Below are 24,212 nucleotides of genomic sequence, written 5' to 3' on the forward strand. Positions count from 1 at the left end.
CATTTACCAATGACTAAAGATAAGCTTTTGACGATGACCAGCGCGGTCGCGCTCGTCGCAGCATCGGTCACTCTTGTCGCGCCGGCCCGCGCCGACGAGGCGGCCGCGAAGAAGTGGATCGACAGCGAATTCCAGCCGTCGACCCTCTCCAAGGACGACCAGATGAAGGAGATGCAGTGGTTCATCAAGGCCGCTGTCCCCTTCAAGGGCATGGAGATCAACGTCGTCTCCGAAACCCTGACCACCCACGAATATGAATCCCGCACGCTCGCCAAGGCGTTCGAGGAGATCACCGGCATCAAGGTCAAGCACGACATCATCCAGGAAGGTGACGTCGTCGAAAAGATCCAGACCCAGATGCAGTCCGGCAAGAACGTCTATGACGGCTGGATCAACGACTCCGACTTTATCGGCACCCACTTCCGTTACGGCCAGGCCGTCGACCTGACGGAGTGGATGAAGGGCGAAGCCAAGGACGTCACCGATCCGATGCTCGACGTCGACGACTTCATCGGCAAGTCGTTTACGACCGCACCGAACGGTCACCTCTATCAGCTGCCCGACCAGCAGTTCGCGAACCTCTACTGGTTCCGCTACGACTGGTTCACCAACCCGGACTACAAGGCCAAGTTCAAGGCCAAGTATGGCTACGATCTCGGCGTGCCCGTGAACTGGTCGGCTTATGAGGATATCGCCGAGTTCTTCACCAACGACGTCAAGGAGATCAACGGCGTCAAGGTCTACGGCCATATGGATTATGGCAAGAAGGACCCCTCGCTCGGCTGGCGTTTCACCGATGCCTGGCTGTCGATGGCCGGCAACGGCGACAAGGGCCTCCCGAACGGCCTACCGGTCGACGAGTGGGGCATCCGCATGGAAGGCTGCCGTCCGGTCGGCTCGTCGGTCGAGCGCGGCGGCGACGTCAACGGACCGGCGTCGGTCTACTCGATCGTCAAGTACCTCGACTGGATGAAGAAGTATGCTCCGCCGCAGGCGCAGGGCATGACCTTCTCCGAGTCGGGCCCGGTGCCCTCGCAGGGCAACATCGCGCAGCAGATCTTCTGGTACACCGCCTTCACCGCCGACATGGTGAAGCCGGGGATTGCCGTGATGAACGCGGACGGTACGCCGAAGTGGCGTATGGCTCCGTCGCCGCACGGCTCATACTGGAAGGACGGCATGAAGCTCGGCTACCAGGACGTCGGTTCGGCGACGCTTCTGAAGTCGACCCCGGTTGACCGCCGCAAGGCGGCCTGGCTCTATCTGCAGTTCATCGTCTCCAAGACGACGTCCTTGAAGAAGAGCCAGGTCGGTCTCACCTTCATCCGTGAATCCGACATCTGGGACAAGTCGTTCACCGAGCGTGCTCCGAAGCTCGGCGGCCTGATCGAGTTCTATCGCTCGCCCGCGCGCGTGCAGTGGACCCCGACCGGCAACAACGTGCCCGACTATCCGAAGCTGGCCCAGCTCTGGTGGCAGAACATCGGCGATGCGTCGTCCGGTGCGAAGACGCCGCAAGCTGCGATGGACGCGCTCGCCTCGGCCCAGGATTCGGTGATGGAGCGTCTTGAGAAGTCCGGTGTGCAGGGTGCCTGCGGACCGAAGCTGAACAAGAAGGAAACGGCCGAGTTCTGGTACAAGAAGGCCGAGAAGGACGGCACCATCGCTCCGCAGCGCAAGCTCGCGAACGAGAAGCCGAAGGGCGAAACGATCGACTACGACACGCTGATCAAGTCGTGGCCGGCGAGCCCGCCCAAGCGCGCCGAAGCGAAGTAAGGCGGTAAGGCGTACCAGCCCACGCCATCCGCAAACTGCAAAGGCCGGGAGCAATCCCGGCCTTTTTGCTGGATCGGTGTCTGTGGAGGCCGGTTCAGGATTGTGCTCAAATGCAACGATGAGATCATCATGCGTCTCCTGTCATCGCATCATGATCAGGGGAGTTTCGCCATGCGCATGATTTTTCGCTGCGACCCGCGGCTTGCCGATCATCTGCCCCGGCCGTTTCCGGCCCGCACTGCTTTGCCGGATTGGCTGCGCGCGATGCCGGCGAAGGCGCATTCCGACATCCACGACCGCGAGATCCGTACCGTCAAGCAATGCCCACCCTTTGTCGATGCGATGGCCCATGGGGTCATGATCCCGCTGCCTTGCGATATCAGGATCGAGCGCGGTGCATTCGCCTGGGACTGGGACATTCCGGAGCCCGCAACGCGGGGCCATCCGCGCGCGCCGCTGAGCTTCCATCCCGCCGCGCAATTCGCCGGCGCGCCGTTCGGCGACGGGCAGGCTGCGCTGAAATTCAACAGCTTCTGGACCATCGAGCTCGAGTCGGGCTGGTCGCTGTTCGCGACCCATCCGGTCAATCGCGACGACCTGCCGTTCCGCATGATCTCGGGGCTGGTCGATGCCGACCGGTTTCACGACGGCGGGATCAATTTCCCGGCGGTCTGGACGCAGCCTGATTTCGCCGGCGTGCTGCCAAAGGGAACGCCGGTCGTGCAATGCTTCGCGGTGCCGCGCGAGGCTCCCGAACTGGTGTTCGAAGCCTTCGACGACGCGCATCGCGAAGCCTATTCCAAAGTCGTCGGTGAAGTGCTGGCTGCGCCGAATGTCTATCGCAAGCATTTCCGCGCCAAGCGCGGCCGGCTAGTTACCTAGCGCTGCACGCAGCGCGCGTTCATCGAGCCACAGCCGGCCGTGCGAGGCCGAGGTCAGTGCCATCGCGATCGATCCGAACAGGTGTGGACGCAAGGCATAGGCTTGCCCGAAGGCCTGCATCGCCGCGTCGAGCTCGCCGCTCTCCTGCAGCGTGATCCCCAGATTGAGCGCGGCTTCGGCGTAATCCGGCTTGATCTCGAGCGCCTTGCGATAGGCGCGTGCGGCGCCGTCGTGGTCCCGCAAATCCTGCTTTGCCACGCCGAGATCGAACCACACTGAGGCCGGCGCCGCGCTCGCAACAGCGCGCTCGAGCAGGCTCACCGCAGCGGCGAGGTCACCAGCCTCCCAGGCCAGCCGGCCGAGCCGCGCGTTGGCTTCCTGATGCTCCGGAATAGCCTCGAGGATCGCCTCCCAGGCCTCCCGTGCCTGCGTCTTGCGGGCGGCCAATTCCAGCGTGCGTGCCTTCTCGACGAAGGCATCGCGTTGCGGCTTGAGCGCGATGGCGCGGTCGAGATGCGTCAGTGCCGCATCGAATTCACCGCCGCTGCGGGCAAGGCGGGCCGCAAGCAACCGCGCTGCGGCATTGTCGGGGCGCCGCGCCAGGCTGGTCTCGACATGGGTGCGGGCCGGCGCGATCTCGCCTTTGGCGAACAGCACGGCGGCGAGCAGATGGCTCAGCATCGGCTCGCCGGGCTGGCGCAAAAGGCCGCGCTCGCAGAGCGTTTGCGCTTCGTCCGGTCGGCCCGCATTGAACGCAGCGGTCGCGCGTCGCACCAAATCTTGGGCGGTCTCCTTCATGGTTGCATTAGAGCAAAGGATATGCCGCCCAGCAATCCGGAGCGCTGATGCGCCCCGGATCGCCTGCTGCTTCAGATGATGTTACTCCGCCGCCTCGGTCGCCTTCAGCGTTGGATAGTCGGTGTACCCCTTGGCGCCGCCGCCGTAGAAGGTCGCCTTGTCCCACTCGTTGAGCGGCGCGCCGGTCTTCAGCCGCTCGACCAGATCGGGGTTGGAGATGAACGGCTTGCCGAACGCGATCAGGTCGGCAGCACCTGCCTCCAGCACCGTCTCCGCCAGCGCGAAGTCGTAGCCGTTGTTGGCGACGTAGGCCTGCTTGAAGCGCTTGCGCAGCGAGGCGTAGTCGAACGGTGCGACGTCGCGCGGGCCGCCGGTCGCGCCCTCGATGACGTGGATATAGGTCAGCTTCAGCGCGTTGAGCTGGTCGACGATGTAGTCGAACAGCGGTTGCGGGTTGCTGTCGGAGACGTCGTTGGCCGGTGTCACTGGCGAGATGCGGATGCCGGTGCGGTTGGCGCCGGCCTCGATGGCGACCGCCTTGGAGACCTCCAGCATCAGCTGGGCGCGGTTCTCGATTCCGCCGCCATAGACGTCGGTGCGCTTGTTGGAACTGTCCCTGGCGAACTGGTCGAGCAGATAGCCGTTGGCGCCGTGGATCTCGACGCCGTCGAAGCCGGCGGCCAGCGCGTTCGCGGTGCCGCGCTTGAAGTCCTCGATGATCCCGGGGATTTCAGACAGCTCGAGCGCGCGCGGCTCGGACACGTCGGCGAAGGTGCCGTTCACGAAGGTCTTGGTCTTGGCACGGATCGCGCTCGGCGCCACCGGCGCGCCGCCGTTCGGCTGCAGCGAGGTGTGCGAGATGCGGCCGACGTGCCAGAGCTGGATGAAGATGCGGCCACCGCGCGCATGCACGCGATCGGTGACCTTGCGCCAGGCCTCGACCTGCTCCTTCGAATAGATACCGGGCGTGTCCTGATAGCCCTGACCCTGCTGCGAGACCTGGCTCGCTTCTGTGATCAGAAGACCGGCGGAGGCGCGCTGGCCGTAATAATCAACCGCGAGCGGGCTTGGCACCATGCCGGGCGGCACCGCGCGGTTGCGCGTCAGCGGCGCCATCACGAAGCGGTTCGGCAGCGTCAGCGCGCCAAGCTTGTAGGGCTCGAGAAGTTTGGTCGATTGGCTCATGTGAACTGGTTCCAGACAATGATGGATGAGAGACAGTTGTGCATTGCCGCGACGAGCGCAATGGCCCGGGATATGCCCGGCTTGCAGGCTAGCCACGCACGATTCCGCCCATGTGGCCGGCGTCGAGGAACAAGGTGTGCGCGTTCACGTAGGAGGATTCATTCGAGATCAGGAACAGCGCAGCATAGGCGACCTCCCAGCCGGTGCCCTGGCGGCCGAAAGGCACTGTCACGGCGCGGTCCGATCGCCTGCGGCTGGCATCGCGGCCCATCGGCGTATCCATGAAGCCGGGCGCGATCACATTGCAGCGAATGCCCTTGTCCTCGCCGGCCCGCGCGATCGCCCGGCCCAGCGCGATCTGCGCCGCCTTGGAGGATTCATAGGCCGGGTTGCGGCCGCCGGCGCGCTGGCTCGCCATCGACGAGATCAGGATGATCGCACCGCCCGGCGCCATCACCTCCAGCGCTTTCTGCGCGAACAGCATGTGGCTGCGGACGTTGACGGCGTAGTCGCGGTCCCAGGCTTCCGCAGTCATCCCGGGCAGTGACAGGCCGGAGGAAATGCCGACATTCAGCGCCAGCCCGTCGAGCCCGCCGAGCTTTTGTGCGCAGCGTTCGACCGCGGGCGCGATCGCCGCGACGTCTGAGACATCGACCACGTCGGTGAAGGCCTTGCCGCCTTCATTGCTGATCTGCGCGACGGTGTCGTCGGCGGCGTCCTTGTTGACGTCGAGGCACGCGACCGAGGCGCCCTCGCGCGCGAACAGCACGCTCATGGCGCGGCCGTTGCCGATCGGCGGCGCTTCATCCACGGTTGTGCGCTGTCCCGCACCGACCACGATGATGCGCCGGCCGGCGAGGCGGCCGTGGTTCTTCGCCAGTCCCAGCGCTTCGGCATGTAGCGAGGCGGACGGATCGATGGCTTTCGGTGCGTGGGTTGTGGTCGACATGGCGTGCTCCCTGACGTCTTGTTGTTGTCAGGGAGCAGTAGCACGGCCGCGCGCGTGAGGCTAAAATCCCGCGGCGGGGAATATGGATCGCGAGCGCGTCAGCTCACGCCGAGAAAGTCGCGCTTGCCGATCTCGACACCGTTGTGGCGCAGGATGCCGTGCCCGGTGACGGCGTGGAAGTAGAAGTTCGGGAACGAGAAGGCGCTGAGGAATTGCTGACCCTTCAAGGTCATGGTGCGATCGCCGCCAATCGGGAAGGTGACGTCCTTGGCGTCGGCGCCGTCGAACTGCTCCGGCTTGAACGACTTCACATAGTCGACCGTCCTGGCCAGCCGCTGCTTCAATTCGGCAAAGCTGGTCTCGGTGTCGGGCGTCGACGGCACCTCGCTATGCGTCAGCCGCGCGCAGCCTCTTGCGGCGTGGTCGCAGACCAGCTGCACCTGCTTGGTCAGCGGCAGCATGTCCGGATAGAGCCGCGATCCCAGCAGTACCTCGGGCGCGATCTTCTTGGCCTCGCAATGCGCCTCGGCCTTGGTCAGCAGGCCGGTGAGGCTGTTGAGGATCTGCAGATAGGCGGGGACGACGGCGTCATAAAAGGACATGTGATGCTCCCTGTTCTGATGAAAATCCGGATGGACCGAACGGTGTTGCTGCAAGTGGGGCTGCGCTGGAAGAATACAACTGCGGGAAGCCGTAACACTTGGTCAAATATTTCCCGCGCTTGTCCTGGACCCTGATTGGGAGGTCCTACCGCGTCGCCGGCATCGCGGCGTCCGCGGCCGGCTGGGTGCGGCCGCCGCGCATCCGCACCAAGAGCTCCGCGGTCGGCCAGGAATCCGCAGGCAGGCCGTATTTCATCTGCATCGCCTTCACCGCGCTGCGGCTCGCCTGGCCGAGCACGCCGTCGATCTTGCCGACGTCATAGCCGGCGCGCGCCAGCAGGGACTGCAGCTCCCTGATCTCGTTGAACGGCAGTTGCGCGACCGGCGCGTGCGGCCGCTGCATCGGCGGGCTGCCTGCGATGCGGCCGGCGAGATAGCCGGCGGTGGTCGAATAGATCAGCGAGTTGTTCCACTCGGTGTAGGCGGCGAAGTTTGGGTAAGCGAGGAACGCCGGACCCATCCGGCCCATCGGCAGCAGCAGCGAGGCCGGCATCTCGTCATTGGCGAGCGGCTTGCCGTCGGTGGCAGTGACGCCAAGCGCGACCCATTTCGATCGCGGCAGCTTGATGGTGAGGTCGGCCTGGTCCCACGGGAAGGTCGCGACCTGCGGCACGCGCACCTCCTGCAGCCACGGCTCGCCGCGCCGCCACTTCAATCCGTTGGCGATGTAATTCGCCGTCGAGCCGATCACGTCGGGGCCGCTCTGCAGGAGATTGCGATGGCCGTCGCCGTCGTAGTCGACCGCGTAGTTGAAATAATGCGTCGGCAAAAATTGCGTCTGGCCGAGCTCGCCGGCCCATGAGCCGATCATCTCGTCGGGCGTCAGGTCGCCGCGCTCGATGATCTTCAGCGCCGCGATGGTCTCGCCCTGGAACATTTCCGAGCGGCGGCAGTCATAGGCCAGCGATACCAGCGATTTCAACGTCGGCAGATTGCCCATCTGGACGCCGAAATCGCTCTCCAGTCCCCAGAACGCGGCGATCACCGCCGGCGGCACGCTATATTCCTTCTCGGCGCGGGCGAACGCAGCCGCATAGGTCCGGATGTATTGCTGGCCCTGCTGCATGCGATAGTTCGCGGCCATGCGGCCGGCGAACTGGGTGAAGATCTGCCCGAACACGCGCTGGCCGCGGTCGCGGTTGACGATGCCCTGGTCGTAAACCAGGTAGGGCGCGGCCTCCGCGATCGTGCGTAGCGAGACGCCGGCGGCGACCGCCTTCTGCTTCAGCTCGGCGAGGAAGCGATCGAAGCTCTGGCCGTTGTGGCAGGACGCCGCCCTCGGCGACGCTGCGGCGGCCGGGCGCGCCCTGACCGGGGCGGCGCCTGCGGGATTGGGCAGCGGCTGCTGCGCCAAAGCAAGCGAGGAGGCAAGCGAGGAGAGCGCCAGCACCCCCGCGATCGCTGCGATCATGATCGGGGCGCGAAGGGGAGATGCTGGCATCGATGTCACCGGCTGGGAGAAGGGGATTTAAGGCCCGTCCTGCATACACCAGCCCGATACCGGGCAACAACGGGGGTGCCGGTCTTAGACCAATTGGGCTTCGGCAGGTTGAACAGCCGCCGCTATGATCGACCGTGATTCGCGGGCAGGGGTGTCGGCGGATCGATCACGCCCGGAGGGACCCATGTGGAGTTTTCTCGAGCGTCTTTTGGATTCGTCGACGTTTTCGCCACACGGCATCTGCCTGTTGTGGGAGCCGGAGCTGATCTGGCTCCACGTGATTTCAGACGCAATCATTGCCGCTTCGTATTTTTCGATCCCGTTTGCGCTGGCGATCCTCGTCTCCAAGCGGCGCGATTTCCAGTTCGGCTGGATGGCCTGGCCGTTCGCCGCCTTCATCCTCGCCTGCGGCCTCACACATGTGTTCTCGATCACCACGCTCTGGGTGCCGATCTACGGCCTCGAAGGCCTGCTCAAGGCGCTGACCGCAATCGCCTCGATCTTCACCGCGGTCCTGCTCTGGCCGCTGATCCCGCGGATCTTGGCGATCCCGACCGAGGCGCAGCTGCGCGAGGCGCATGTCGCGCTCGCCGAGGAAGGACGGCAGCGTCAGCGCTCGGAATTCCTGCTCGAGCGTTTCCGCGAGGCCGAGGCCAATGAGAGCAAGATCCGCCAGGCGCAGAAGATGGAAGCCGTCGGGCAGCTCACCGGCGGCATCGCGCACGACTTCAACAACATCCTCACCGTCATCACCGGCACCATCGACATCCTGTCCGAGGCGGTCACCCACAACCGCCAGCTGGTCGAGATCACCTCGCTGATCCGCGACGCCGCCGAGCGCGGCGCGTCGCTGACGCGGCATCTGCTCGCCTTCGCGCGCAAGCAGCCGCTGCAGCCGAGCGATGTCGACGTCAATGCGCTGATGGTCGACACCATCGAGCTGCTGCGGCCGACCATCGGCGACCATGTCGATATCGATTTTCGCCCGATGCCCAGTCTGCCGCGCGCGCTGGTCGATTCCAACCAGCTCGTCACCGCGATCATCAACCTCGCGCTGAACGCGCGCGACGCGATGCCGAAGGGCGGCCGGCTCCGGATCGAGACCCGCACAGTCGAGCTGAAGCCTTCAGACGTGCACGGCCATGATGGGCTTGCGGCCGGCGACTACGTCGCGATCGCGCTGATCGACAACGGCCAAGGCATTGCGGAAGCCGATCTGGCCAAGGTGTTCGAGCCGTTCTTCACCACCAAGGACGTCGGCAAGGGCACCGGCCTCGGGCTGAGCATGGTCTACGGCTTCGTCAAGCAGTCCAACGGCCACATCGTGCTCGATAGCCAGGTCAGCCGCGGCACCAGGGTCATGCTCTATCTGCCGTGCGCGGCGGTGGTCTCGCCGGCCGTAGTGCCCGAGCGGCGGCAGCCGGATGTGCGCGGCGCGCAGGAAATCGTGCTCGTCGTCGAGGACGACAGGCTGGTGCGCTCCTATGTCCTGACCCAGATCGAGAGTCTCGGCTACACGACGCTGTCGGCCAACAATGGCGGCGAAGCGCTAGCCGTGTTCGACAGCGGCACGCCGGTCGATCTGCTGTTCACCGACGTCATCATGCCCGGTGCGATGAACGGGCGCGACCTCGCCACCGAGGCGCAGAAGCGGCGGCCCGGCCTGCGCGTGCTGTTCACGTCGGGCTACACCGATGACGCCATCGGCCAGGACGGCAAGCTCGAGCAGGGCATCCTGTTCCTGGCAAAGCCCTACAGCCGCGCCCAGCTCGCGCGCATGCTGCGGGTCGCGCTGCGCGAGGAGGAACTGGCCGCGGCCACGCAGCAGGAGCCGGCGGAGTAGCAGCTCGACAATAGGCGCAATCCCGTAGCCCGGATCAGCGCAAGCGATATCCGAGGCGGTGTCCCCGCATGTCCCTGCGCTCGTGCGGGCTACAGGCTCATCGGGGCTACGAGTAGCTGTTTGATGACCGATTGTTAATCCGCGCCGCGTCGCTGCGACGCACTGGTTTCCCCTTGCGACATCAGCGGCAAAATCCCTACCTCAGCCGCGTCAGTTGTGGCAGCATTTCGCCTGCCGTCAGGGAACCACGATGAACTACGTTCGCACCGCGCTCCTGCTTGCCGGCCTCACCGCCCTGTTCATGGGGGTCGGCTATCTGATCGGCGGCGGCACCGGCGCCGTGATCGCGCTGGTCATCGCGGCTGCGACAAATCTGTTCACCTACTGGAACTCCGATCGCATGGTGCTGTCGATGTACGGCGCCCATCAGGTCGATGCGCGCTCGGCGCCCGAGCTGTATAGTCTCATCGCCGAGCTCGCGCAGCGCGCAAGCTTGCCGATGCCGCGCGTGTTCGTGATGGACGAGGCGCAGCCCAATGCGTTCGCGACCGGCCGCAATCCGGAGAACGCCGCCGTCGCCGTCACGTCAGGATTAATGCAGCAGCTGAGCCGTGAGGAGCTCGCCGGCGTAATCGCGCACGAGCTCGCGCATATCAAGCATCACGACACGCTGACCATGACGATCACGGCGACGATCGCCGGCGCGATCTCGATGCTGGCGCAGTTCGGCATGTTCTTCGGCGGCAATCGCAACAACAACGGTCCCGGCATCATAGGCTCGATCGCGATGATGATCCTGGCGCCGCTCGGCGCCATGCTGGTGCAGATGGCAATCAGCCGCACCCGCGAATACGCCGCCGACAATTATGGTGCGCGCATCGTCGGCCAGCCGATGTGGCTTGCGTCCGCGCTCGCGAAAATCGAGAACGCCGCGCATCAGGTGCCGAACACGGAAGCCGAGCGCAATCCGGCCACCGCGCACATGTTCATCGTCAACCCGCTGTCGGGCCACGGCGTCGACAATCTGTTCGCCACCCATCCCTCGACCGCGAACCGCATCGCCGCGCTCCAGCAGCTCGCCGCCGAGCTCGGCACCCAGACCGCGCCGCGCCCCGCCGGCGCCAGCTATCCGCCGCGCAGCCCGTGGGGCGGTGCCTCAGGCCAGCGTGGTCCGTGGGACTAGGGCGAGGTGAGATTAGCTTGAACTGTAGCCGCGAAGGCGGTGTGCTCCCTCGCCCCGTTCTTACGGGGAGAGGGTTGGGGTGAGGGGCCGGCTCCGCTGATTGCGTTGACAGCTGCATTCGCGGAGACTCCCCCTCACCCGGAACGCATCTAACGATGCGTTCCGACCTCTCCCCGCACGCGGGGCGAGGTGAAGTGGAGCCCTCCACTACGCGCTCGCGGCGTCCAGCCGCTCGACCTGACCCTTGCTCAGCTCGAGCTGGGCCGCCGCAACCAGCGTTGCGACCTGCTCGGGCCTGGTGGCGCTGGCGATCGGCGCGGTGATGGACGGCTTCGCCATCAGCCAGGCGAGCGCGACCGCGGCAGGCTCGGCGCGGGTTTCGGCGGCGACCTCGTCGAGGCCCGCGAGGATGCGCATGCCGCGCGGATTCATGTATTTCGGAATGCTGCGCGCACCGCGCGGGCTCTTGGCGAAGTCGCTCTCCGAGCGATATTTGCCGGTCAGGAATCCGGCGGCGAGGGAGAAGAACGTGATCACGCCGACGTCGTTCTCTTCGCAGACGCGTTGCAGCGCGCCCTCGTAGCTCGACCGCTCCGCCAGGCTGTATTCGGGCTGCATGCATTCGTAGCGGGGAAGCCCGTTGGCCTTGGAAATATCGAGCGCACTCTTGAGCCGCTCGGCCGAAAAGTTCGAGGCGCCGATCGCCCTGATCTTGCCTGCCTTGATCAGTTTGTCGTAGGCCGCGAGTGTCTCTTCCTGCGCCGTCGTCTCATCGTCCTTGTGGGATTGGTAGAGGTCGATGGTGTCGGTCTGCAGCCGTCGCAGCGAGTCTTCGACCGCGCGCGCGATATAGTCCGGCTTCAGCCCGACATTGCCGCCTCCCATGTCCATGCCGACCTTGGTGGCCAGGATGATGCGGTTGCGGCTGCCGCGCGCCTTCATCCATTTGCCGATGATCGTCTCGGACTCGCCGCCGGTATGGCCCGGCACCCAGCGTGAATAGACATCCGCCGTATCCAGGAACGTCAGCCCCTGATCGAGCACGGTGTCGAGCAATCGGAAAGACGATGTCTCGTCCACCGTCCAGCCGAACACATTGCAGCCGAAGCACAGGGGAGGAACGGTGAGGCCGGAGCGGCCAAGCGGGCGATGCTTCATGAGTTTTTTCGCTTGTTCTTGATGGCAGGCGCCGGACACTGCGGCAGATCGACCTTGTTTGCAAGCCGCCGTGCCGGTCGCATGATGTGATGCAATGGTGCGGCTGAGGTCGGTTCGGGTTGGTCGTCGACACGCCATGCTCGCTCGTGTGTCAGGCGCGCTGCCGTACAGTACCGCGTCGATCATCGAGCGATTTTATCGCGGCGCAGGAATGCGATTTCATTTGCCGGGCATCTGATGTAGATTGCGAGGCGAGCTGCCACCGGTCACGCCGAATTCCGGAGAATGAGCGGCAGCGCAACGGGCCATCGGCAGGCCACTTCTTCTCATTTTTCAGTACGTAATGCTCTGCCTGGGCCGCGCGTCCGGGTGAATGTTTTTTCATTCCAGCAAATGGGAGCGATTGTCATGCATTTCTGCCTCTCAGGGGAATACACGCCACGTTCCATCAACAACATCATAGAGAACCCGACAACCAATCGCTATGAGGCCGCCAAGAAGTTGATCGAGGCGGCCGGCGGCAAATTGATTTCGATGTACAGCATGGCGGCCGATGGCCCCGGACTGATGGTGATCTTCGATGTGCCTGATCCGACGGTCGCACCCGCCATCACCGGCGTGGTCGTGGCGGCCGGCGCCGTACAGAATGTGAAACTGATCCGGCTGTTCACCCAGGACGAGATCAAGGTGGTGCGGCAGCACGCGAGCAAGCTCAAGGCTGCCTACACGCCGCCCGGCGGTTAGTAGGCGGACGATCAAGAACTCAGATCGATCTGACGCTGTTGCCTCTCTTGCGCGGCGGCGCTTCCAGGCGTCCCGCGCGAAGGCGGGGGCCGTTGCGCGCCGCTGATCCGGGGCGCGTTCAATGGTGGGCAGTAGCTCGGGCGGATGTCGCGCGCGCATGCCGGCTCGTAAAGCCCCGGCCGGTTGTGCGGTCGCATGACGTCCGCCACCTCGCTCGGCATGTCGTCGGGCAAGGATCGCCACCATGCGCGAAATGAAGTAGAGAGTGCGGTGTATGTGCAGATGTTGCCGGCAAGCGACTTGCGCGGCGTCGGGCGGGCGGGCTTGGGTCTGAAGGTGCATCACACGGTTTCGGTTTCAGGCCGCGGGTCGTCGGCGCGCGCGGGGTTGGCTGTCCGCATTGTCCGGCTGGCCTGTGGTATCGCGGTCGGCTGCGCCGTCAATGACTTCACGCCGCAACAGGCGGCGGCGCAGGTGCCGTTCTCCCTGTTTCAACCGGTGCGACAGACGGAGGCTGCGAAGCCGCTGGCGCGCGATGTCACCGGCCCGCCGGCCATTAGCCAGCGGCTCGACGGCACCGCGTTCTTTGTGGACGATCTCGGCCACATGCTGACCGCGCGCCATGCGGTCGCGGAGTGCGCCCGCATTGTTGTCAGCAAGGAGGGCCGGGCCGTCGCGGCCCGCGTGGTAGCGCTGGCAACGACCGACATTGCATTGATCAAGGTCCCGCGCACGCTGGGCCTTGCAGCGGTATTCCCGCGCGCCAATGCGTCGGTCGCCAACGACATGGTGTTTGCCGAGGCGTATGACCGCCTGAAGCCGATGCTTGCGCGTGGCGGCGCGCTCGGCAATGCGTTCGTCGACACCACCCAGCGCGATCCCGAGCACCTCGTGCTGCGTTCGAATGTCACCTTCGGCGCCAGCGGTGCGCCGGTGCTGGATTCGCGTGGCCTGGTCGAAGGCGTGGTGAGCCGCAGGGCCACGATCGATCGCGTGCTGGCGGTCGATGCCGCGCACGCCAAATCCTTTCTCGCCGCGCATGGTGTGCGCTTCCAGGAAGACGACCGGCCGCAGATGAGCGGCACCGCATCACGCGCGCACCGCGCCGCCAGCATCTCGGCGCGCGTCACATGCCTGCAACAATGAGCGACTAAAGCGCGGTGAGATTGTATCGTCATCGCGCTTAGCTTCCCGTTGAGCATGATCTCCGCGCAAACACTTCGCGCTTGTCGCGACGGAAAACCGCTTCACGCTTTTCCGGATCATGCTTTGGTTGCTGCCGGCGTTGATGCTCTTGCGTCGTCCTGTCAGCCTGCTGTTTGCGGTCAACCCTTGTCCAGAACCATGCTCATCTTGCGGGGCACGCTCGTGCTCTCGTTCGGCCTGCTGATCCTCTCGACAGCGCCGGGCCACGCCCAAGACCTCAACTTTCGCAATCCCGAACAGGCGCCGCCGTCCTGGGCGCAGTTTGCCAAGCTGGTCAAATACCGGTTCGAGGAATGGATTGCGGCCGACGAGGCGGTTGCCAATCGCTTCCGCAACTGGGTCATCGAGCATTCCGGCAAGGAGAACGGGCCGCCGCCGACGCTCGTGGTGCGCGCCTGGCTCAACCCGGACGGCACCGTCGAGCGCGTCACGTTTCCCGCGTTCAATGATGCGGGCGCGACCGATGATCTGCGCACGGTCCTGAAGCGCGGCAATGTCGGCGAGGCACCGCCGCCGGAAATGTTGCAGCCGCTCAACCTGCGATTCTCGCTCAATCTGCGCAAACCCTGAGCGTTTCAATCGCGCGGAGCCAGTGCGAGTTCCGGCAGCGCAACCCGTTGCAAGGCGACGACCTCGCGCTCGCCGTCGTTTGCGGTGCGCAGGATCGACTCTGCGATCAGGTTGATGTGGGACGTGTTGACCGGATCGGGCAGCGTTGCAACCGACGATTCCAGCGCCCGTGTCATCAACTCGATGACTTCGGGCGAAAACACCGCATTGGAAAAATTCTTCATTGATCGGGATGTCGTGCATCTCTTCATGAGATCGCCCGCAAAATGGCAACGCGGGATGCATGCAACGGTTCCGGTTCCGCGGCCCCCTAGCGCTGATTTGCCCGACGGCGCAAGCCCCCGCAGCAAAAATATTTCGGTTTATCGGAACGAAAACTCAGTGTATGGTCTGCCCGTCTCACCCGATCGAGGGGCGCTTCGCGATCGTCACGAACGTGGGTCGAGATGCGGTGGACACCGAGCGTGCAACTGACGAGAACACGCAAGGCGGACGGTGAAGTCGTGTGGTCCTGACGCCCTAGTGGTAGGTGTCTTTTCGCATTGCGCGATGCGCGTTGTGAAGGCGGTGACAAACAAGCCCAGTCTCGCCGGGGAGAGCACGAAGGAAGCCGTAAGCCATCGCGCAGGGAAAGCCGGATTGCTCCGGTTACACCTGTGGTCCTACCCCCGAGCTTTCTACCCTTTGCTCGGGGCCCATGGGTGCGATCGGCACCCGGCTTTCCCTGCGCCCTCTGCTCAAGAGAGGGTGAAGCGAAGAGCAAAACTCGGGCAATTCATGTCGCGAGAATGCGGATTTATGGTTCACAGACCTCATTTATGGTTCACAGACCTCGCAGTAGATACGATGTCGTCCCGGGCTTGACCCGGGACCCATAACCACAAATGCTGATTGTTGCGCGATGCTGTGACGACAAGTCCCGTCCGCAATCTCCTTCACGGAGTATGGGTCCCTGCTTCCGCAGGGACGACGCATGGGGTGAACACCATGGCCAAACAACAACCCGGACGTTCCCGGCGCGCCTTCATTGGCGCCGCCATCGCAGGAATTCCCGCGGCACTTCTGCCGCGACCTGCCGCAGCCTCCGACAAAATGACAAAACCGCAGGCCGAATATCAGGACACGCCGAACGGCATCTATTCGTGCGGCCTGTGCACGCTGTTCGTTGCGCCCGACGGCTGCAAGGTGGTCGAGGGCGCCATCAGCAAGGACGGTTGGTGCAAGGCGTTTGCCGCGGTGGATTAGGCTTCACGCTCGCAACCAGGGCAGAGGGCGGGCTACAACTCCCGTGCATTCGAGAATGCAAACGACGACACCCGTCGCGTGGTCTCATCCAGGATCAGGGTGCGGGTGATCGGCGGCTCGGCGCGCTGGCTGCAATTCTCGCGCTCGCAGAGCCGGCAGTTGACGCCGATCGGGGTGCCCTCGACCTTTTCCAGATCCATGCCGGTCGCGTAGACGAGCTTTGCCGCGTGACGGATCTCGCAGCCGAGCCCGATCGCAAAGCGCGGCTGCGGCTGCGGATAGGGCGCCACCGGCCGGCGCACCATCTGCGCGATCGAGAAATAGCGCGTGCCGTCCGGCAGCTCGATCACTTGGCTGAGCAGGCGGTCGGGCATGTCGAAGGTCGAATGCACGTTCCAGAGCGGGCAGGTGCCGCCGAATTTGGAGAACGGGAAGGTGCCGGAGGAAAACCGCTTCGAGACGTTGCCGGCATTGTCGACGCGCAGCAGGAAGAACGGCACGCCGCGCGCGTTCGGCCGTTGCAGCGTGGTGAGGCGGTGGCAGACCTGCTCGAAGCCGGCATTGAAGCGCTGCGCCAGCACGTGGACGTCGTAGCTCAAGGCTTCCGCCGCGGAATGAAATGCCTGGTAGGGCATCATCGCGGCCGCCGCGAAATAATTGGCGAGCGTGATGCGATAGAGCCTGCGCGCGGTGTCGTCGAGCGGGCCGGCGCGGCTGACGATGGCGTCGATCGCGGCGCCGCATTCGACAAAGCCGATCTGCAGCGCGAGCTGGAAGCTGCGGCCGGAACTGTCGACGAGTTCGGAGATCAGCAGCTGCCGGCGATGCCGGTCGAAACGCCGCAGCGTCTCGCGCATCACGTCGACAGGCATGACGCGGGTGACGATCGAATGCTTTTCGCGCAACCGCGTCGCGAGAGCCGTGAACAGACCTTCGGTCGGCACGTTGAGCTCGTCGCGCAGATTTTCCGCCGCAGTCTCGAGCTCCGGAAAATAGTTGCGGTTGGCCTCGATCAGGTCGCGCACCCGCTCGATCGGGTTGGCGTCGAACTGCGAGCCCTCGCGGTCGGCCATCTGCGCTGCCACCAGCGTTTCGCCGCGGCGCGCCTCGGTATAGGCGGCATAGAGCCGCTGCAGCGCATGCGTCACGCCGGGGCAGAGCTCGGCGAGGTCGCGCAGTTCCTGCTTCGGCAGGTCGATCTGGCGAAACAAGGGATCGGAGAAGATCTCGTTGAGTTCCGCGAAGAAGCGGTCTTCGTCGGCGGTGGCAAGATCGCGCAAATCGAGGTCGTAGGTTTCGGCCAGCCGCAGCAGGATCTGCGCCGTCACCGGACGCTGGTTGCGTTCGATCAGGTTGATGTAGGAGGGCGAGATGCCGAGCCCCTCGGCGATCTGGGTCTGCGACAGCCCCAATTGCTGGCGCATCCGCCGGAAGCGCGGACCGACGAACAGCTTCTTTCCGGACTCACCGGGCATGGCAGTCTTCCTGACCTATTTTGTGACAAAATTTACAAATCGACATTTATTACAAGTTCATATGTTACATGACATCACCAATAAAAGACAAGGTACCTGTACGAACTTCGCCTTTTCGCGTTTAGCTCCTGACACGCACTTCGCGATGCGCTGTCAAGAATGTCGATCGAGCAAGGGTGCGTGCCGGCGATCGGTCTCCGCGGCAGGCAGGTTGCGAAGACCGAGGTTCAGGCGGCTGAGCAGGCAGCCCGATTTTTCAAAGGAGACTGACGATGAGCAGCAATTTCTGGGTGATCGGCGGCGAGTTCGGCTCGATGAACTTCCACAAGCTCGTCGAAGGCTCGGCCCAGGTCCGCGGTCCGTTCAAGACCCGCAAGGAGGCCGAGGAGTGCTGGAAAGAAGTCTCGGAAGAAAGCCGCCACAAGGCCGGCGTGCGCTTCTCCATCGTCGAGGAGCCGTCGCGGGTTTCGGCCTGACGTCATCAGCTAAGAAACGTCCAAGGACGGCGGCCCCATCCGGTTCATCCGGGTGGGGCCGACCGCTTTTGGGACAGCGTCAGGCCCTTCAACTGGGGATAAGTGGCGGCCTAAGTGCTTGGGAACCAACGCCCTTTGCGGACGTCATGGTTGCTGATAGGTTAATGCATAGGAAACCCGTCAGTACGAGACCGCAAGGCATGTCCGATCCGCAGAACACCGGCAGCGAGGCGCGCGAGATGCGGCCGACGCTGCGAGAGGCGCTGCGGCGGGCGCGGATCGAGGCGGCAGATCGCACCGGCGTCGTCGTCGAGTTGCGTGATGCCGAAGTGGCGCGGCTCGAGATCCTCAACGACGCGCTCGATCCGCTGTTCGCGCAGGTGCCGGAGAAAGTCGACCTGTTCGACCGCGGCATCAGCCAGGGCGAGACGCCGCGGCTGTGGATCGACGTCGTCGCGCATGTGCTGATGGGCCGCGACAAGCGGATCTACCGCTTCGTGCAGGACACGAGGTTCGGCCGCATCGTGCTCGCCGAATCGCACGACGTGCCGGTGCTCGTCGATGCCGTCACCGACTATGTCGCGCGCCGCCTGATCGAGCGCGAGCATGCGATGGTGGCGACGCCGCTTCCGGTGGCCGAGCCGCCGGCACCGCCGCCCGTACCGGTGGTGGCGCCGAAGCGCCGCGGCGGGGTCGGCATGTTCGTGCTCGGCTTCGTCATGGGCGCGCTGGCGCTGTTCGGCCTCGCGCTGCTCGCGAGCTTGCAGAACTTCTAGCCGCTGAGGGGCGGGGGCATCGTGGTCGTAACACCCGCCTCGGCATTCATGGGCATCCTGGCGGCCGCCGCGGTGGTCGGCAGCGCGGTGCTGTTCGGCAAATGGCAGACGCTGCGGCGCGCCGAATATATCCGCACCTTCAGCTGGCCGGCGGGCCTGTTGGCGCGGCTCGAAAAACGTCACCCGGGCTTCACGCGCAAGGACAGCGCGCTGGTCTCACGCGGCCTGCGCCAGTTCTTCCTCGCCTATCTGATGAGCGGCAAACGTTACGTCTCGATGCCATCGCAGGCCGCCGACGATCTCTGGCACGAATTCATTCTCTACACCCGCGAATACGATGCGTTCTGCCGCCGCGCCTTCGGTGGCTTCCTGCATCACACGCCGGCCGTCGTGCTGGTGAAGGAGCGGCGCAGGAGCAATGAGGGGCTGCGGCGGGTCTGGTGGTACTGCTGCAAATACGAGAACATCGATCCCGTCAGGCCGACCCGGCTGCCGCTGCTGTTCGCGCTCGATGCCAAGCTCAACATTGCCAACGGCTTCATCTATCACACCGATTGCGAGGCGCTGCGCCGCAGCGGCATCGGCGGCAGCAGCCCTTATTGCGGCGGCGATTTCTCGGACTCATCGATCGACGGATCGTCAGCCGGTTTCGGCGATGCCGGCAGCGATGGAAGTGGCGGGGATGGTGGCCACGGTGGCGACGGGGGTGGCCACGGCGGCGGCGATGGCGGAGGCAGCGACAGCGGAGGAGGCTGCGGCGGTGGTTGTGGCGGCGGGGGCGGGGGCGGGGATTAGGACAACCGCACCTGCTTCAGCTCGCGAATGCCGTCGCGATCGCCGAGGCCGCGCACGGTCTGCTCGCAGCGCCAGCCATTGCCGTCACGTTCGATCGAGAACAGATTGTAGGCCGCCGCCGGATAGTGCTTGCGCGCCAGCGCCGACGCGGATGGCACGCCGATCGCTGGAATCTTCCGCTCGGGCCCGTCGAACCACATGGTCGAATGGATGTGGTCGTGGCCATGCAGCACCAGCTCGACGCCGTGCCGCTTGAGCAGCGCCAGCAGCTGATGCGAATCGGTGAGCCGCTTGGCGTGTCCATCGGAGTGCAGCGGGTGATGCACCAAAAGGACGCGGAAGGCGTCCTCCCGCGACATCCGCGCGAGGATGGTATCCAGCGCGCCGAGCTGCGCATGGCCGAGCCAGCCGGTCGCCATCAGCGGCGGCGTCGGCACCGCCGAGGAGACGCCGATCAGCGCCACCGGGCCGCGGCGGCGCACGAATGGAAAATGAGTCGCCGCGCGATCGGTGTCGCCGCGCAGATAGTCGCCGAACATGCTGACGAAGCGATGCCGGGTCGCGCGCACATAGGCGTCGTGATTGCCGGGGACGACGGTGACGTCGGCAGCGCCGCCGACGCCCTCCAGCCATTGCCGGGCCGGATTGAACTCGGCATCCAGCGCCAGATTGACGAGATCGCCGGTCACTGCGACATGGTCCGGCTGCTGCGCCTGCATGTCCGACACCAGCGCGTCAAGCACGTCGCGGCGATGATATTTGTGACGGTTGCGCGTCCAGTTCAGGTAGCCGAAGGCGCGCTTGCCGGCGAGATCGCGCAGCCGCGCCGCCGGCAGCGGCGGCAGATGCGGGTCCGACAGATGCGCGAGGCGGAACGCCGCCATCATGCAATTCCCTTCGGATTGTCCGTGAAAAGTGGCCGGCAGCCGGTCATGTCGTGCTATCCCGAACGTCCTAGCCTGTATTGGCAAGAGCTGCGCAGGCGCGCAAGGATCAAAGCACGGATCAAACACCATGATGTCGAGGGGTCAGTGACGGTCCTGCTGGATTTACGCAAGCGCTACGAGCCGCAGATCAGGTGGGTGTTTCATTTCTACTGGCGGTTGGTCCGCAGCATGACGCTCGGGGTCCGCGCCGTCGTGCTCGACGCCGACAACAAGGTGTTCCTGGTCAAGCACAGCTACGTCCATGGCTGGTATCTGCCCGGCGGCGGGGTCGAGGTCGGCGAGAGCTTTCTCGAGTCGCTGCGGCGCGAGCTGGAGGAAGAGGGGCGGATCGAGCTTGCCGGCGATCCGGTGCTGCATGGCATCTTCCACAACAGCCACGTCTCGCCGCGCGATCATGTCGCGGTCTATGTCGTCAGGAACTACCGGCAGGACCGCCTGCCGGAGCCGAATCGCGAGATCGTGGCCTGCGGCTTCTTCGATCCGGCTGATCTGCCTGATGAGACAACCCCCGGTACGCGGCTGCGGATCGCGGAGGTGCTCGAGGGCAAGCCGCCGACGGCGACATGGCGGTGATGGACCGCGCCCGCGCCAGATGCTATCCCGCGCTCCACAATGACCGAACTGTCCCTGACCATCCTGCCCGAGACCCCGAAAGACGCCCAGGCGATCGAGCGCCTGCACGAACGCACCTTCGGACCCGGCCGCTTCGTGCTCAGCGCCTACCGGCTGCGCGAGCATGTCGATCATCTGCTCGATGTTTCCTTCACCGCGCGGATCGGCACGCTGCTGGTCGGTTCGGTGCGCCAGCTGCCGATTTGCATTGGCGATACGCCGGCCCTGATGCTCGGGCCGTTGACGGTCGAGCCGCCGTTCCGCAGCCGCGGTGTCGGCCGTGCGCTGCTCGAGCGCGCGATCGATGATGCTCGTGCCAAGGGCCACCGGCTCATCGTGCTGGTCGGCGACGAGCCGTACTATTCGCGGGTCGGCTTCAAGCCGGTCCCGAAGGGGCGGATGACGATGCCCGGCCCGGTCGACTACAGTCGTCTGCTTGTCATGGAACTGGTCGACGGCGCGTTCGAGGGCGTATCCGGGCCGATCCAGCCGGACTGGAGCAAGGCGATCTGACATCCGCGCGAGCGTCGCCGGAACGGTTGCGCGCTATCGGAAACTGAAGCACAGTTGAGGCAAGCGCCGGGACAAGACCGGCGCATGTCATATCAACAGGGAGAGTGCGCGCCATGATCAAGGTCAGTGTGATGTATCCGAACAACCCCGGCGCGCGCTTTGACCACGATTATTATCGCGACAAGCACATGCCGCTGGTGAAGGCGCGGCTGGGCGACAAGTGCAAATATTACACCATCGACAAGGGCCTGGCCGGCGGCGCACCCGGCGCACCCGCCACCTATGTCGGGATGTGCCACATCTTCTGCGAGACGGTCGAGGACTTCCAGACCGGTTTCGGGCCGCATGTCCAGGAGATCATGGGCGACATCCCGAATTACACCGATCTACAGCCGGTGATTCAGATCAGCGACGTCGTCGTCGGTCACTGACAGCGCGCAGGCACTTGAGGCGTGCTCCCTCTGCCGCGAACGGCAGAGGGATACGCTTGGCTCAGAACTTCAGATTGGCGAAGGCCCGCACGCCGAGGCCCGGCATCAGCACCTCGTCCTTGGTGTAGGAGACGGAGTTGCGAATGTTCTGGTTGAGCAGATTATTGCCGACCAGACCAAGCGTCATCTCGCGCGCGCCGATCCACGACTGACTGAGCTTGGTGTTGTAGGTGACCTCCGCGTTCAGGAGATTGTAGCCTGCCGTCGGGGTCTCGCCGATCACCGCAATGTCGTTCTGCCCGAAGGCGTGCACCAGATTGATCCGCGTGAACCAGTTGCTGTCGCGCCAGTAGAAGCCGCCGCCGACCCGCACCGGTGGAATCCGCGGCACGTTGGTGCCGTCGGTGAAGGTGGCGCGGACGACGTCGAACTGATCCTCGACGCCCCAGATGCCGCCGTTGAGCGGGCCGATGTCGAGCTGACTCTGGAACTCGGCGCCGCGGAAGGTGGCGTCGCGCTGCGCGTATCTTGCCTGGTTCAGCTCAAGCTGGTCCGGATTGGCTATGTCCACGCAAGCCGCACTGTCGCACGTGTTGCCAGTCAATTGGCGGTAGATGAAGCCGTTGAACTTCGTGTAGTAGCCGGTGAGTTCGAATCGCAACGGCCCCGTCGCCCGCCGTAATCCCACCTCGATCGATTTTGCCGTCTCGATGCCGAGATTCGGATTGCCGATGTCGAAGGTGGCGGTCGCATCATGGGCGCCGCGCGAAAACAGCTCTGCCGGTTTGGGCGCGCGTTCGACGTATTGACCGGTAATGCTCGCGACCAGATCCCACGGCAGGTTCTGGATCAGGCCAATGCTCGCACTTTTCGGCGTGAAGTGCGGATTGCGCGGCGTGGCAGGACCAACACTGGCAGGGTCGATGTTGACGTCGAACACGTCAGGTATGAATGCCGGCGTTGTCCCGGAGAGGTTGACGTGCTCGATGCGTCCGGCGATCTGCGCCTTGGTGGTCTCGCTGAATTTCAGCTCGTTGAAGACGTAACCGGCGACCCTGTTGTTGTTATTAGGGTCCCACAATCCGTTGAGCGGGCTGCCCGGATCATCCGGACTTGGGGCCGTCAATTCCTGATGGCCGGCCTGCAGGCCGAACGCCGTCGTCACGGCCGCGAAGCGCGCGTTGAACGGCATCATTTGCACTTCGAGCCGGGCTTCCTGCTCCTTGTTGGTGAAGGTCTGGCGCACGCCGTCGCTGGACAGGTCGGCCGGATCGGCAAGGCCGAGCTCGTTGTGGCGATAATCGGTCGCGCCGACCCAGAACCGCACCGCGTCGATCGCCGCGGCATCGGGCCGGTACTCGCCCTTGACCGCGATCTTGGTCTGGTGCGCGTCGATCCGGGTCTGGTGATCGGCGCCGTCGATGCCGGGGATGTGGTAGAGCGAGTCGTTCTGGGTGATCGCCGCGCCGATATAGCCGCCCTGGAAGAAATAGGACGCGCCGACCGAGGCGCCATCGGACTGCGTCGCGGAGTTTGGCTGGCGGCCGTTCACCGGCCGGGTCTGGTCGAACAGGTACGGATAGCTCGGGATGCTGTAGTCGCTGGTGGTGCGGCCATAGACATCGGCATGCACGGCGACATTGTTGCCACCGGCGTCCAGCAGCATGCCGCCCTCGACGCCGCGATTGACCGAGCTCACGGACGTGCGGGTCTCGACATTGAGGCAACCCAGACCGCCGGCGTCCGCCGGCGGCGCCTTCACCGGCAGCCCGTAGGTCTGGAACGGCGCCGCCGCGCAGGTCGGCATCGCATCGGGGATCCGATTGTTGGTGGCGCTGACGACGCCGCCGATCGAGGTCGAGCCGTAGCGCAGCGCGGCCGGGCCGCGCACCACTTCGATCTGGTTGGTCGAGAACGGGTCGATCGGGACGAAGTGATCTTCGCCGAGATCCGAGGCGCCGCCGCCGGCGAGACCGTTTTCGACAATGCCGACGCGGTTGACGTCGAGGCCGCGGATGATCGGCCGGCTCGACGCGCCGGGCGCGAAGCTCGAACCGGTGATGCCGGGCTTGGAGAACAGGACATCGCCGAGCGTGGCGCCGCCGGAGCGCCGCAGTTCCTCGTTCGGTATCACGGTGACGGTGGCGAACTGGTCGGTGACGACGGGCAGCACGCCTTGTTGCGGTACCGGCGCCGGTGCCGCCTGCGCCGGTTGAACTGCTGCGGCGCGTTCGCGGTTGCGGCTCGGCGCGGCCCGGACGACGTGAACCGGCGCGCGCGTCGGCGCGGCGCGGTGCCGCTGGATCGGGCTTGGCGCGGTCACCGTGATGTCAGGAAGTTGCGTCGGCGGGTCATCGGCCAGCGCGCCGCTATGCATTGCGCCAAGCAATAGCCAGCTCGCGCCTCCGATGTGGAGTGCTCGTATCTTCTGAAGTGTCATTGTCCCGATCCAGGTGCCGTCGAAATGACGGATCGATCCCGATTTGCCCCACTGGAGCAGGCCGCAATTTGACGCGGCCGTCCGCTCAGGGCGTGCAGCAATCAG

Annotated in this window: 24 protein-coding genes; 14 read left to right on the forward strand and 10 right to left on the reverse strand. The window is 64.9% G+C overall.

All coding sequences use genetic code 11. The features are described 5' to 3' along the window. Positions 1-33: 33 nt before the first annotated feature. Complete coding sequence (locus ABIB78_RS02960) at positions 34-1,776, forward strand: ABC transporter substrate-binding protein (protein WP_429021542.1); 1,743 nt, start codon at positions 34-36, stop codon at positions 1,774-1,776. Between the two features lie 171 nt (positions 1,777-1,947). After that, the gene (locus ABIB78_RS02965; protein WP_429021215.1) at positions 1,948-2,658 is read left to right on the forward strand and encodes a hypothetical protein; all 711 of its coding nucleotides are present in this window, start codon (positions 1,948-1,950) and stop codon (positions 2,656-2,658) included. On the opposite strand, the gene ABIB78_RS02970 is transcribed toward ABIB78_RS02965, so the two are convergent. The 5 genes from ABIB78_RS02970 to ABIB78_RS02990 all read right to left on the reverse strand — a co-directional run bounded on the left by ABIB78_RS02970 (position 2,647) and on the right by ABIB78_RS02990 (position 7,693). Continuing rightward, positions 2,647-3,432 (reverse strand): tetratricopeptide repeat protein, encoded by a 786-nt coding sequence (locus tag ABIB78_RS02970; protein WP_429021217.1) that lies wholly within the window; start codon positions 3,430-3,432, stop codon positions 2,647-2,649. The genes ABIB78_RS02965 and ABIB78_RS02970 overlap by 12 nt on opposite strands. A gap of 105 nt (positions 3,433-3,537) precedes the next feature. Further along, entirely contained in the window at positions 3,538-4,641 is a 1,104-nt protein-coding gene (locus ABIB78_RS02975) for an alkene reductase (protein ID WP_429021218.1), read from the reverse strand. A gap of 88 nt (positions 4,642-4,729) precedes the next feature. Next, entirely contained in the window at positions 4,730-5,590 is an 861-nt protein-coding gene (locus ABIB78_RS02980) for an SDR family NAD(P)-dependent oxidoreductase (protein ID WP_429021220.1), read from the reverse strand. Between the two features lie 98 nt (positions 5,591-5,688). Further along, positions 5,689-6,192: a DUF1993 domain-containing protein gene (locus tag ABIB78_RS02985; protein ID WP_429021223.1), complete on the reverse strand. Its 504-nt coding sequence runs from the start codon at positions 6,190-6,192 to the stop codon at positions 5,689-5,691. A 145-nt stretch (positions 6,193-6,337) separates the two neighbouring features. Next, the gene (locus ABIB78_RS02990) at positions 6,338-7,693 is read right to left on the reverse strand and encodes a lytic murein transglycosylase (protein ID WP_429021224.1); all 1,356 of its coding nucleotides are present in this window, start codon (positions 7,691-7,693) and stop codon (positions 6,338-6,340) included. A gap of 184 nt (positions 7,694-7,877) precedes the next feature. Here ABIB78_RS02990 and ABIB78_RS02995 point away from each other — a divergent pair, with 184 nt between their 5' ends. Both ABIB78_RS02995 and htpX read left to right on the forward strand, forming a co-directional pair. After that, entirely contained in the window at positions 7,878-9,536 is a 1,659-nt protein-coding gene (locus ABIB78_RS02995; RefSeq protein WP_429021226.1) for an ATP-binding protein, read from the forward strand. A gap of 250 nt (positions 9,537-9,786) precedes the next feature. Then, positions 9,787-10,719, forward strand: a complete 933-nt coding sequence (htpX, locus tag ABIB78_RS03000) for a zinc metalloprotease HtpX (RefSeq protein ID WP_429021228.1) — start codon at positions 9,787-9,789, stop codon at positions 10,717-10,719. 207 nt (positions 10,720-10,926) lie between these two features. Here htpX and ABIB78_RS03005 read toward each other — a convergent pair whose 3' ends face one another. Further along, positions 10,927-11,877, reverse strand: coding sequence for an aldo/keto reductase (locus tag ABIB78_RS03005; protein ID WP_429021230.1), 951 nt, complete (start codon positions 11,875-11,877; stop codon positions 10,927-10,929). A gap of 285 nt (positions 11,878-12,162) precedes the next feature. On the opposite strand from ABIB78_RS03005, the gene ABIB78_RS03010 reads away from it, so the two are divergent. From ABIB78_RS03010 to ABIB78_RS03020, 3 genes are all read left to right on the forward strand, one after another. Continuing rightward, positions 12,163-12,621: a GYD domain-containing protein gene (locus ABIB78_RS03010; RefSeq protein WP_429021232.1), complete on the forward strand. Its 459-nt coding sequence runs from the start codon at positions 12,163-12,165 to the stop codon at positions 12,619-12,621. A gap of 195 nt (positions 12,622-12,816) precedes the next feature. Further along, a complete protein-coding gene (locus ABIB78_RS03015) occupies positions 12,817-13,767 on the forward strand; it encodes a S1 family peptidase (protein ID WP_429021234.1) in 951 nt (316 codons plus the stop codon). 54 nt (positions 13,768-13,821) lie between these two features. Next, positions 13,822-14,397, forward strand: a complete 576-nt coding sequence (locus tag ABIB78_RS03020; RefSeq protein WP_429021544.1) for a hypothetical protein — start codon at positions 13,822-13,824, stop codon at positions 14,395-14,397. A 5-nt stretch (positions 14,398-14,402) separates the two neighbouring features. On the opposite strand, the gene ABIB78_RS03025 is transcribed toward ABIB78_RS03020, so the two are convergent. Beyond that, positions 14,403-14,621, reverse strand: coding sequence for a hypothetical protein (locus ABIB78_RS03025; RefSeq protein WP_429021236.1), 219 nt, complete (start codon positions 14,619-14,621; stop codon positions 14,403-14,405). 763 nt (positions 14,622-15,384) lie between these two features. On the opposite strand from ABIB78_RS03025, the gene ABIB78_RS03030 reads away from it, so the two are divergent. Then, a complete protein-coding gene (locus ABIB78_RS03030; RefSeq protein ID WP_429021238.1) occupies positions 15,385-15,642 on the forward strand; it encodes a high-potential iron-sulfur protein in 258 nt (85 codons plus the stop codon). A 32-nt stretch (positions 15,643-15,674) separates the two neighbouring features. Here the strand turns inward: ABIB78_RS03030 and ABIB78_RS03035 are convergent, their stop codons facing one another. Further along, the gene (locus ABIB78_RS03035; protein ID WP_429021240.1) at positions 15,675-17,117 is read right to left on the reverse strand and encodes a helix-turn-helix domain-containing protein; all 1,443 of its coding nucleotides are present in this window, start codon (positions 17,115-17,117) and stop codon (positions 15,675-15,677) included. Between the two features lie 266 nt (positions 17,118-17,383). On the opposite strand from ABIB78_RS03035, the gene ABIB78_RS03040 reads away from it, so the two are divergent. The 3 genes from ABIB78_RS03040 (at position 17,384) to ABIB78_RS03050 (ending at position 19,164) form a co-directional block, all read left to right on the forward strand. Continuing rightward, positions 17,384-17,593 (forward strand): DUF4170 domain-containing protein, encoded by a 210-nt coding sequence (locus tag ABIB78_RS03040; RefSeq protein WP_429021546.1) that lies wholly within the window; start codon positions 17,384-17,386, stop codon positions 17,591-17,593. 200 nt (positions 17,594-17,793) lie between these two features. Continuing rightward, a complete protein-coding gene (locus tag ABIB78_RS03045; protein ID WP_429021242.1) occupies positions 17,794-18,369 on the forward strand; it encodes a hypothetical protein in 576 nt (191 codons plus the stop codon). Between the two features lie 21 nt (positions 18,370-18,390). Continuing rightward, the gene (locus tag ABIB78_RS03050; RefSeq protein WP_429021243.1) at positions 18,391-19,164 is read left to right on the forward strand and encodes a glycine-rich domain-containing protein; all 774 of its coding nucleotides are present in this window, start codon (positions 18,391-18,393) and stop codon (positions 19,162-19,164) included. On the opposite strand, the gene ABIB78_RS03055 is transcribed toward ABIB78_RS03050, so the two are convergent. Further along, positions 19,161-20,048 (reverse strand): metallophosphoesterase family protein, encoded by an 888-nt coding sequence (locus ABIB78_RS03055; protein ID WP_429021245.1) that lies wholly within the window; start codon positions 20,046-20,048, stop codon positions 19,161-19,163. The genes ABIB78_RS03050 and ABIB78_RS03055 overlap by 4 nt on opposite strands. 147 nt (positions 20,049-20,195) lie before the next feature. On the opposite strand from ABIB78_RS03055, the gene ABIB78_RS03060 reads away from it, so the two are divergent. The 3 genes from ABIB78_RS03060 (at position 20,196) to ABIB78_RS03070 (ending at position 21,667) form a co-directional block, all read left to right on the forward strand. Then, positions 20,196-20,684 carry an NUDIX domain-containing protein gene (locus ABIB78_RS03060; RefSeq protein ID WP_429021247.1) on the forward strand — a complete coding sequence of 163 codons (489 nt, stop codon included), beginning with the start codon at positions 20,196-20,198 and terminating at the stop codon, positions 20,682-20,684. Between the two features lie 39 nt (positions 20,685-20,723). Further along, a complete protein-coding gene (locus ABIB78_RS03065) occupies positions 20,724-21,236 on the forward strand; it encodes a GNAT family N-acetyltransferase (protein ID WP_429021249.1) in 513 nt (170 codons plus the stop codon). A 113-nt stretch (positions 21,237-21,349) separates the two neighbouring features. Further along, entirely contained in the window at positions 21,350-21,667 is a 318-nt protein-coding gene (locus ABIB78_RS03070) for an EthD family reductase (protein ID WP_429021250.1), read from the forward strand. 61 nt (positions 21,668-21,728) lie between these two features. On the opposite strand, the gene ABIB78_RS03075 is transcribed toward ABIB78_RS03070, so the two are convergent. Next, positions 21,729-24,107, reverse strand: a complete 2,379-nt coding sequence (locus tag ABIB78_RS03075; RefSeq protein ID WP_429021252.1) for a TonB-dependent receptor — start codon at positions 24,105-24,107, stop codon at positions 21,729-21,731. Positions 24,108-24,212 lie beyond the last annotated feature (105 nt).

This window comes from Bradyrhizobium sp. I1.14.4 (assembly GCF_050435825.1).
Lineage (GTDB): Bacteria > Pseudomonadota > Alphaproteobacteria > Rhizobiales > Xanthobacteraceae > Bradyrhizobium.

Bases quoted from the DNA above. Each gene is read 5' to 3' on its own strand.
- ABIB78_RS02960 (WP_429021542.1), top strand. From the start codon at position 34: ATGACCAGCGCGGTCGCGCTCGTCGCAGCATCGGTCACTCTTGTCGCG.
- ABIB78_RS02965 (WP_429021215.1), top strand. From the start codon at position 1,948: ATGCGCATGATTTTTCGCTGCGACCCGCGGCTTGCCGATCATCTGCCC.
- ABIB78_RS02975 (WP_429021218.1), bottom strand. From the start codon at position 4,641: ATGAGCCAATCGACCAAACTTCTCGAGCCCTACAAGCTTGGCGCGCTG.
- ABIB78_RS02980 (WP_429021220.1), bottom strand. From the start codon at position 5,590: ATGTCGACCACAACCCACGCACCGAAAGCCATCGATCCGTCCGCCTCG.
- ABIB78_RS02985 (WP_429021223.1), bottom strand. From the start codon at position 6,192: ATGTCCTTTTATGACGCCGTCGTCCCCGCCTATCTGCAGATCCTCAAC.
- ABIB78_RS02990 (WP_429021224.1), bottom strand. From the start codon at position 7,693: ATGCCAGCATCTCCCCTTCGCGCCCCGATCATGATCGCAGCGATCGCG.
- ABIB78_RS02995 (WP_429021226.1), top strand. From the start codon at position 7,878: ATGTGGAGTTTTCTCGAGCGTCTTTTGGATTCGTCGACGTTTTCGCCA.
- htpX (WP_429021228.1), top strand. From the start codon at position 9,787: ATGAACTACGTTCGCACCGCGCTCCTGCTTGCCGGCCTCACCGCCCTG.
- ABIB78_RS03005 (WP_429021230.1), bottom strand. From the start codon at position 11,877: ATGAAGCATCGCCCGCTTGGCCGCTCCGGCCTCACCGTTCCTCCCCTG.
- ABIB78_RS03010 (WP_429021232.1), top strand. From the start codon at position 12,163: ATGAGCGGCAGCGCAACGGGCCATCGGCAGGCCACTTCTTCTCATTTT.
- ABIB78_RS03015 (WP_429021234.1), top strand. From the start codon at position 12,817: ATGACGTCCGCCACCTCGCTCGGCATGTCGTCGGGCAAGGATCGCCAC.
- ABIB78_RS03020 (WP_429021544.1), top strand. From the start codon at position 13,822: ATGATCTCCGCGCAAACACTTCGCGCTTGTCGCGACGGAAAACCGCTT.
- ABIB78_RS03025 (WP_429021236.1), bottom strand. From the start codon at position 14,621: ATGAAGAATTTTTCCAATGCGGTGTTTTCGCCCGAAGTCATCGAGTTG.
- ABIB78_RS03030 (WP_429021238.1), top strand. From the start codon at position 15,385: ATGGCCAAACAACAACCCGGACGTTCCCGGCGCGCCTTCATTGGCGCC.
- ABIB78_RS03035 (WP_429021240.1), bottom strand. From the start codon at position 17,117: ATGCCCGGTGAGTCCGGAAAGAAGCTGTTCGTCGGTCCGCGCTTCCGG.
- ABIB78_RS03045 (WP_429021242.1), top strand. From the start codon at position 17,794: ATGTCCGATCCGCAGAACACCGGCAGCGAGGCGCGCGAGATGCGGCCG.
- ABIB78_RS03055 (WP_429021245.1), bottom strand. From the start codon at position 20,048: ATGGCGGCGTTCCGCCTCGCGCATCTGTCGGACCCGCATCTGCCGCCG.
- ABIB78_RS03065 (WP_429021249.1), top strand. From the start codon at position 20,724: ATGACCGAACTGTCCCTGACCATCCTGCCCGAGACCCCGAAAGACGCC.
- ABIB78_RS03070 (WP_429021250.1), top strand. From the start codon at position 21,350: ATGATCAAGGTCAGTGTGATGTATCCGAACAACCCCGGCGCGCGCTTT.
- ABIB78_RS03075 (WP_429021252.1), bottom strand. From the start codon at position 24,107: ATGACACTTCAGAAGATACGAGCACTCCACATCGGAGGCGCGAGCTGG.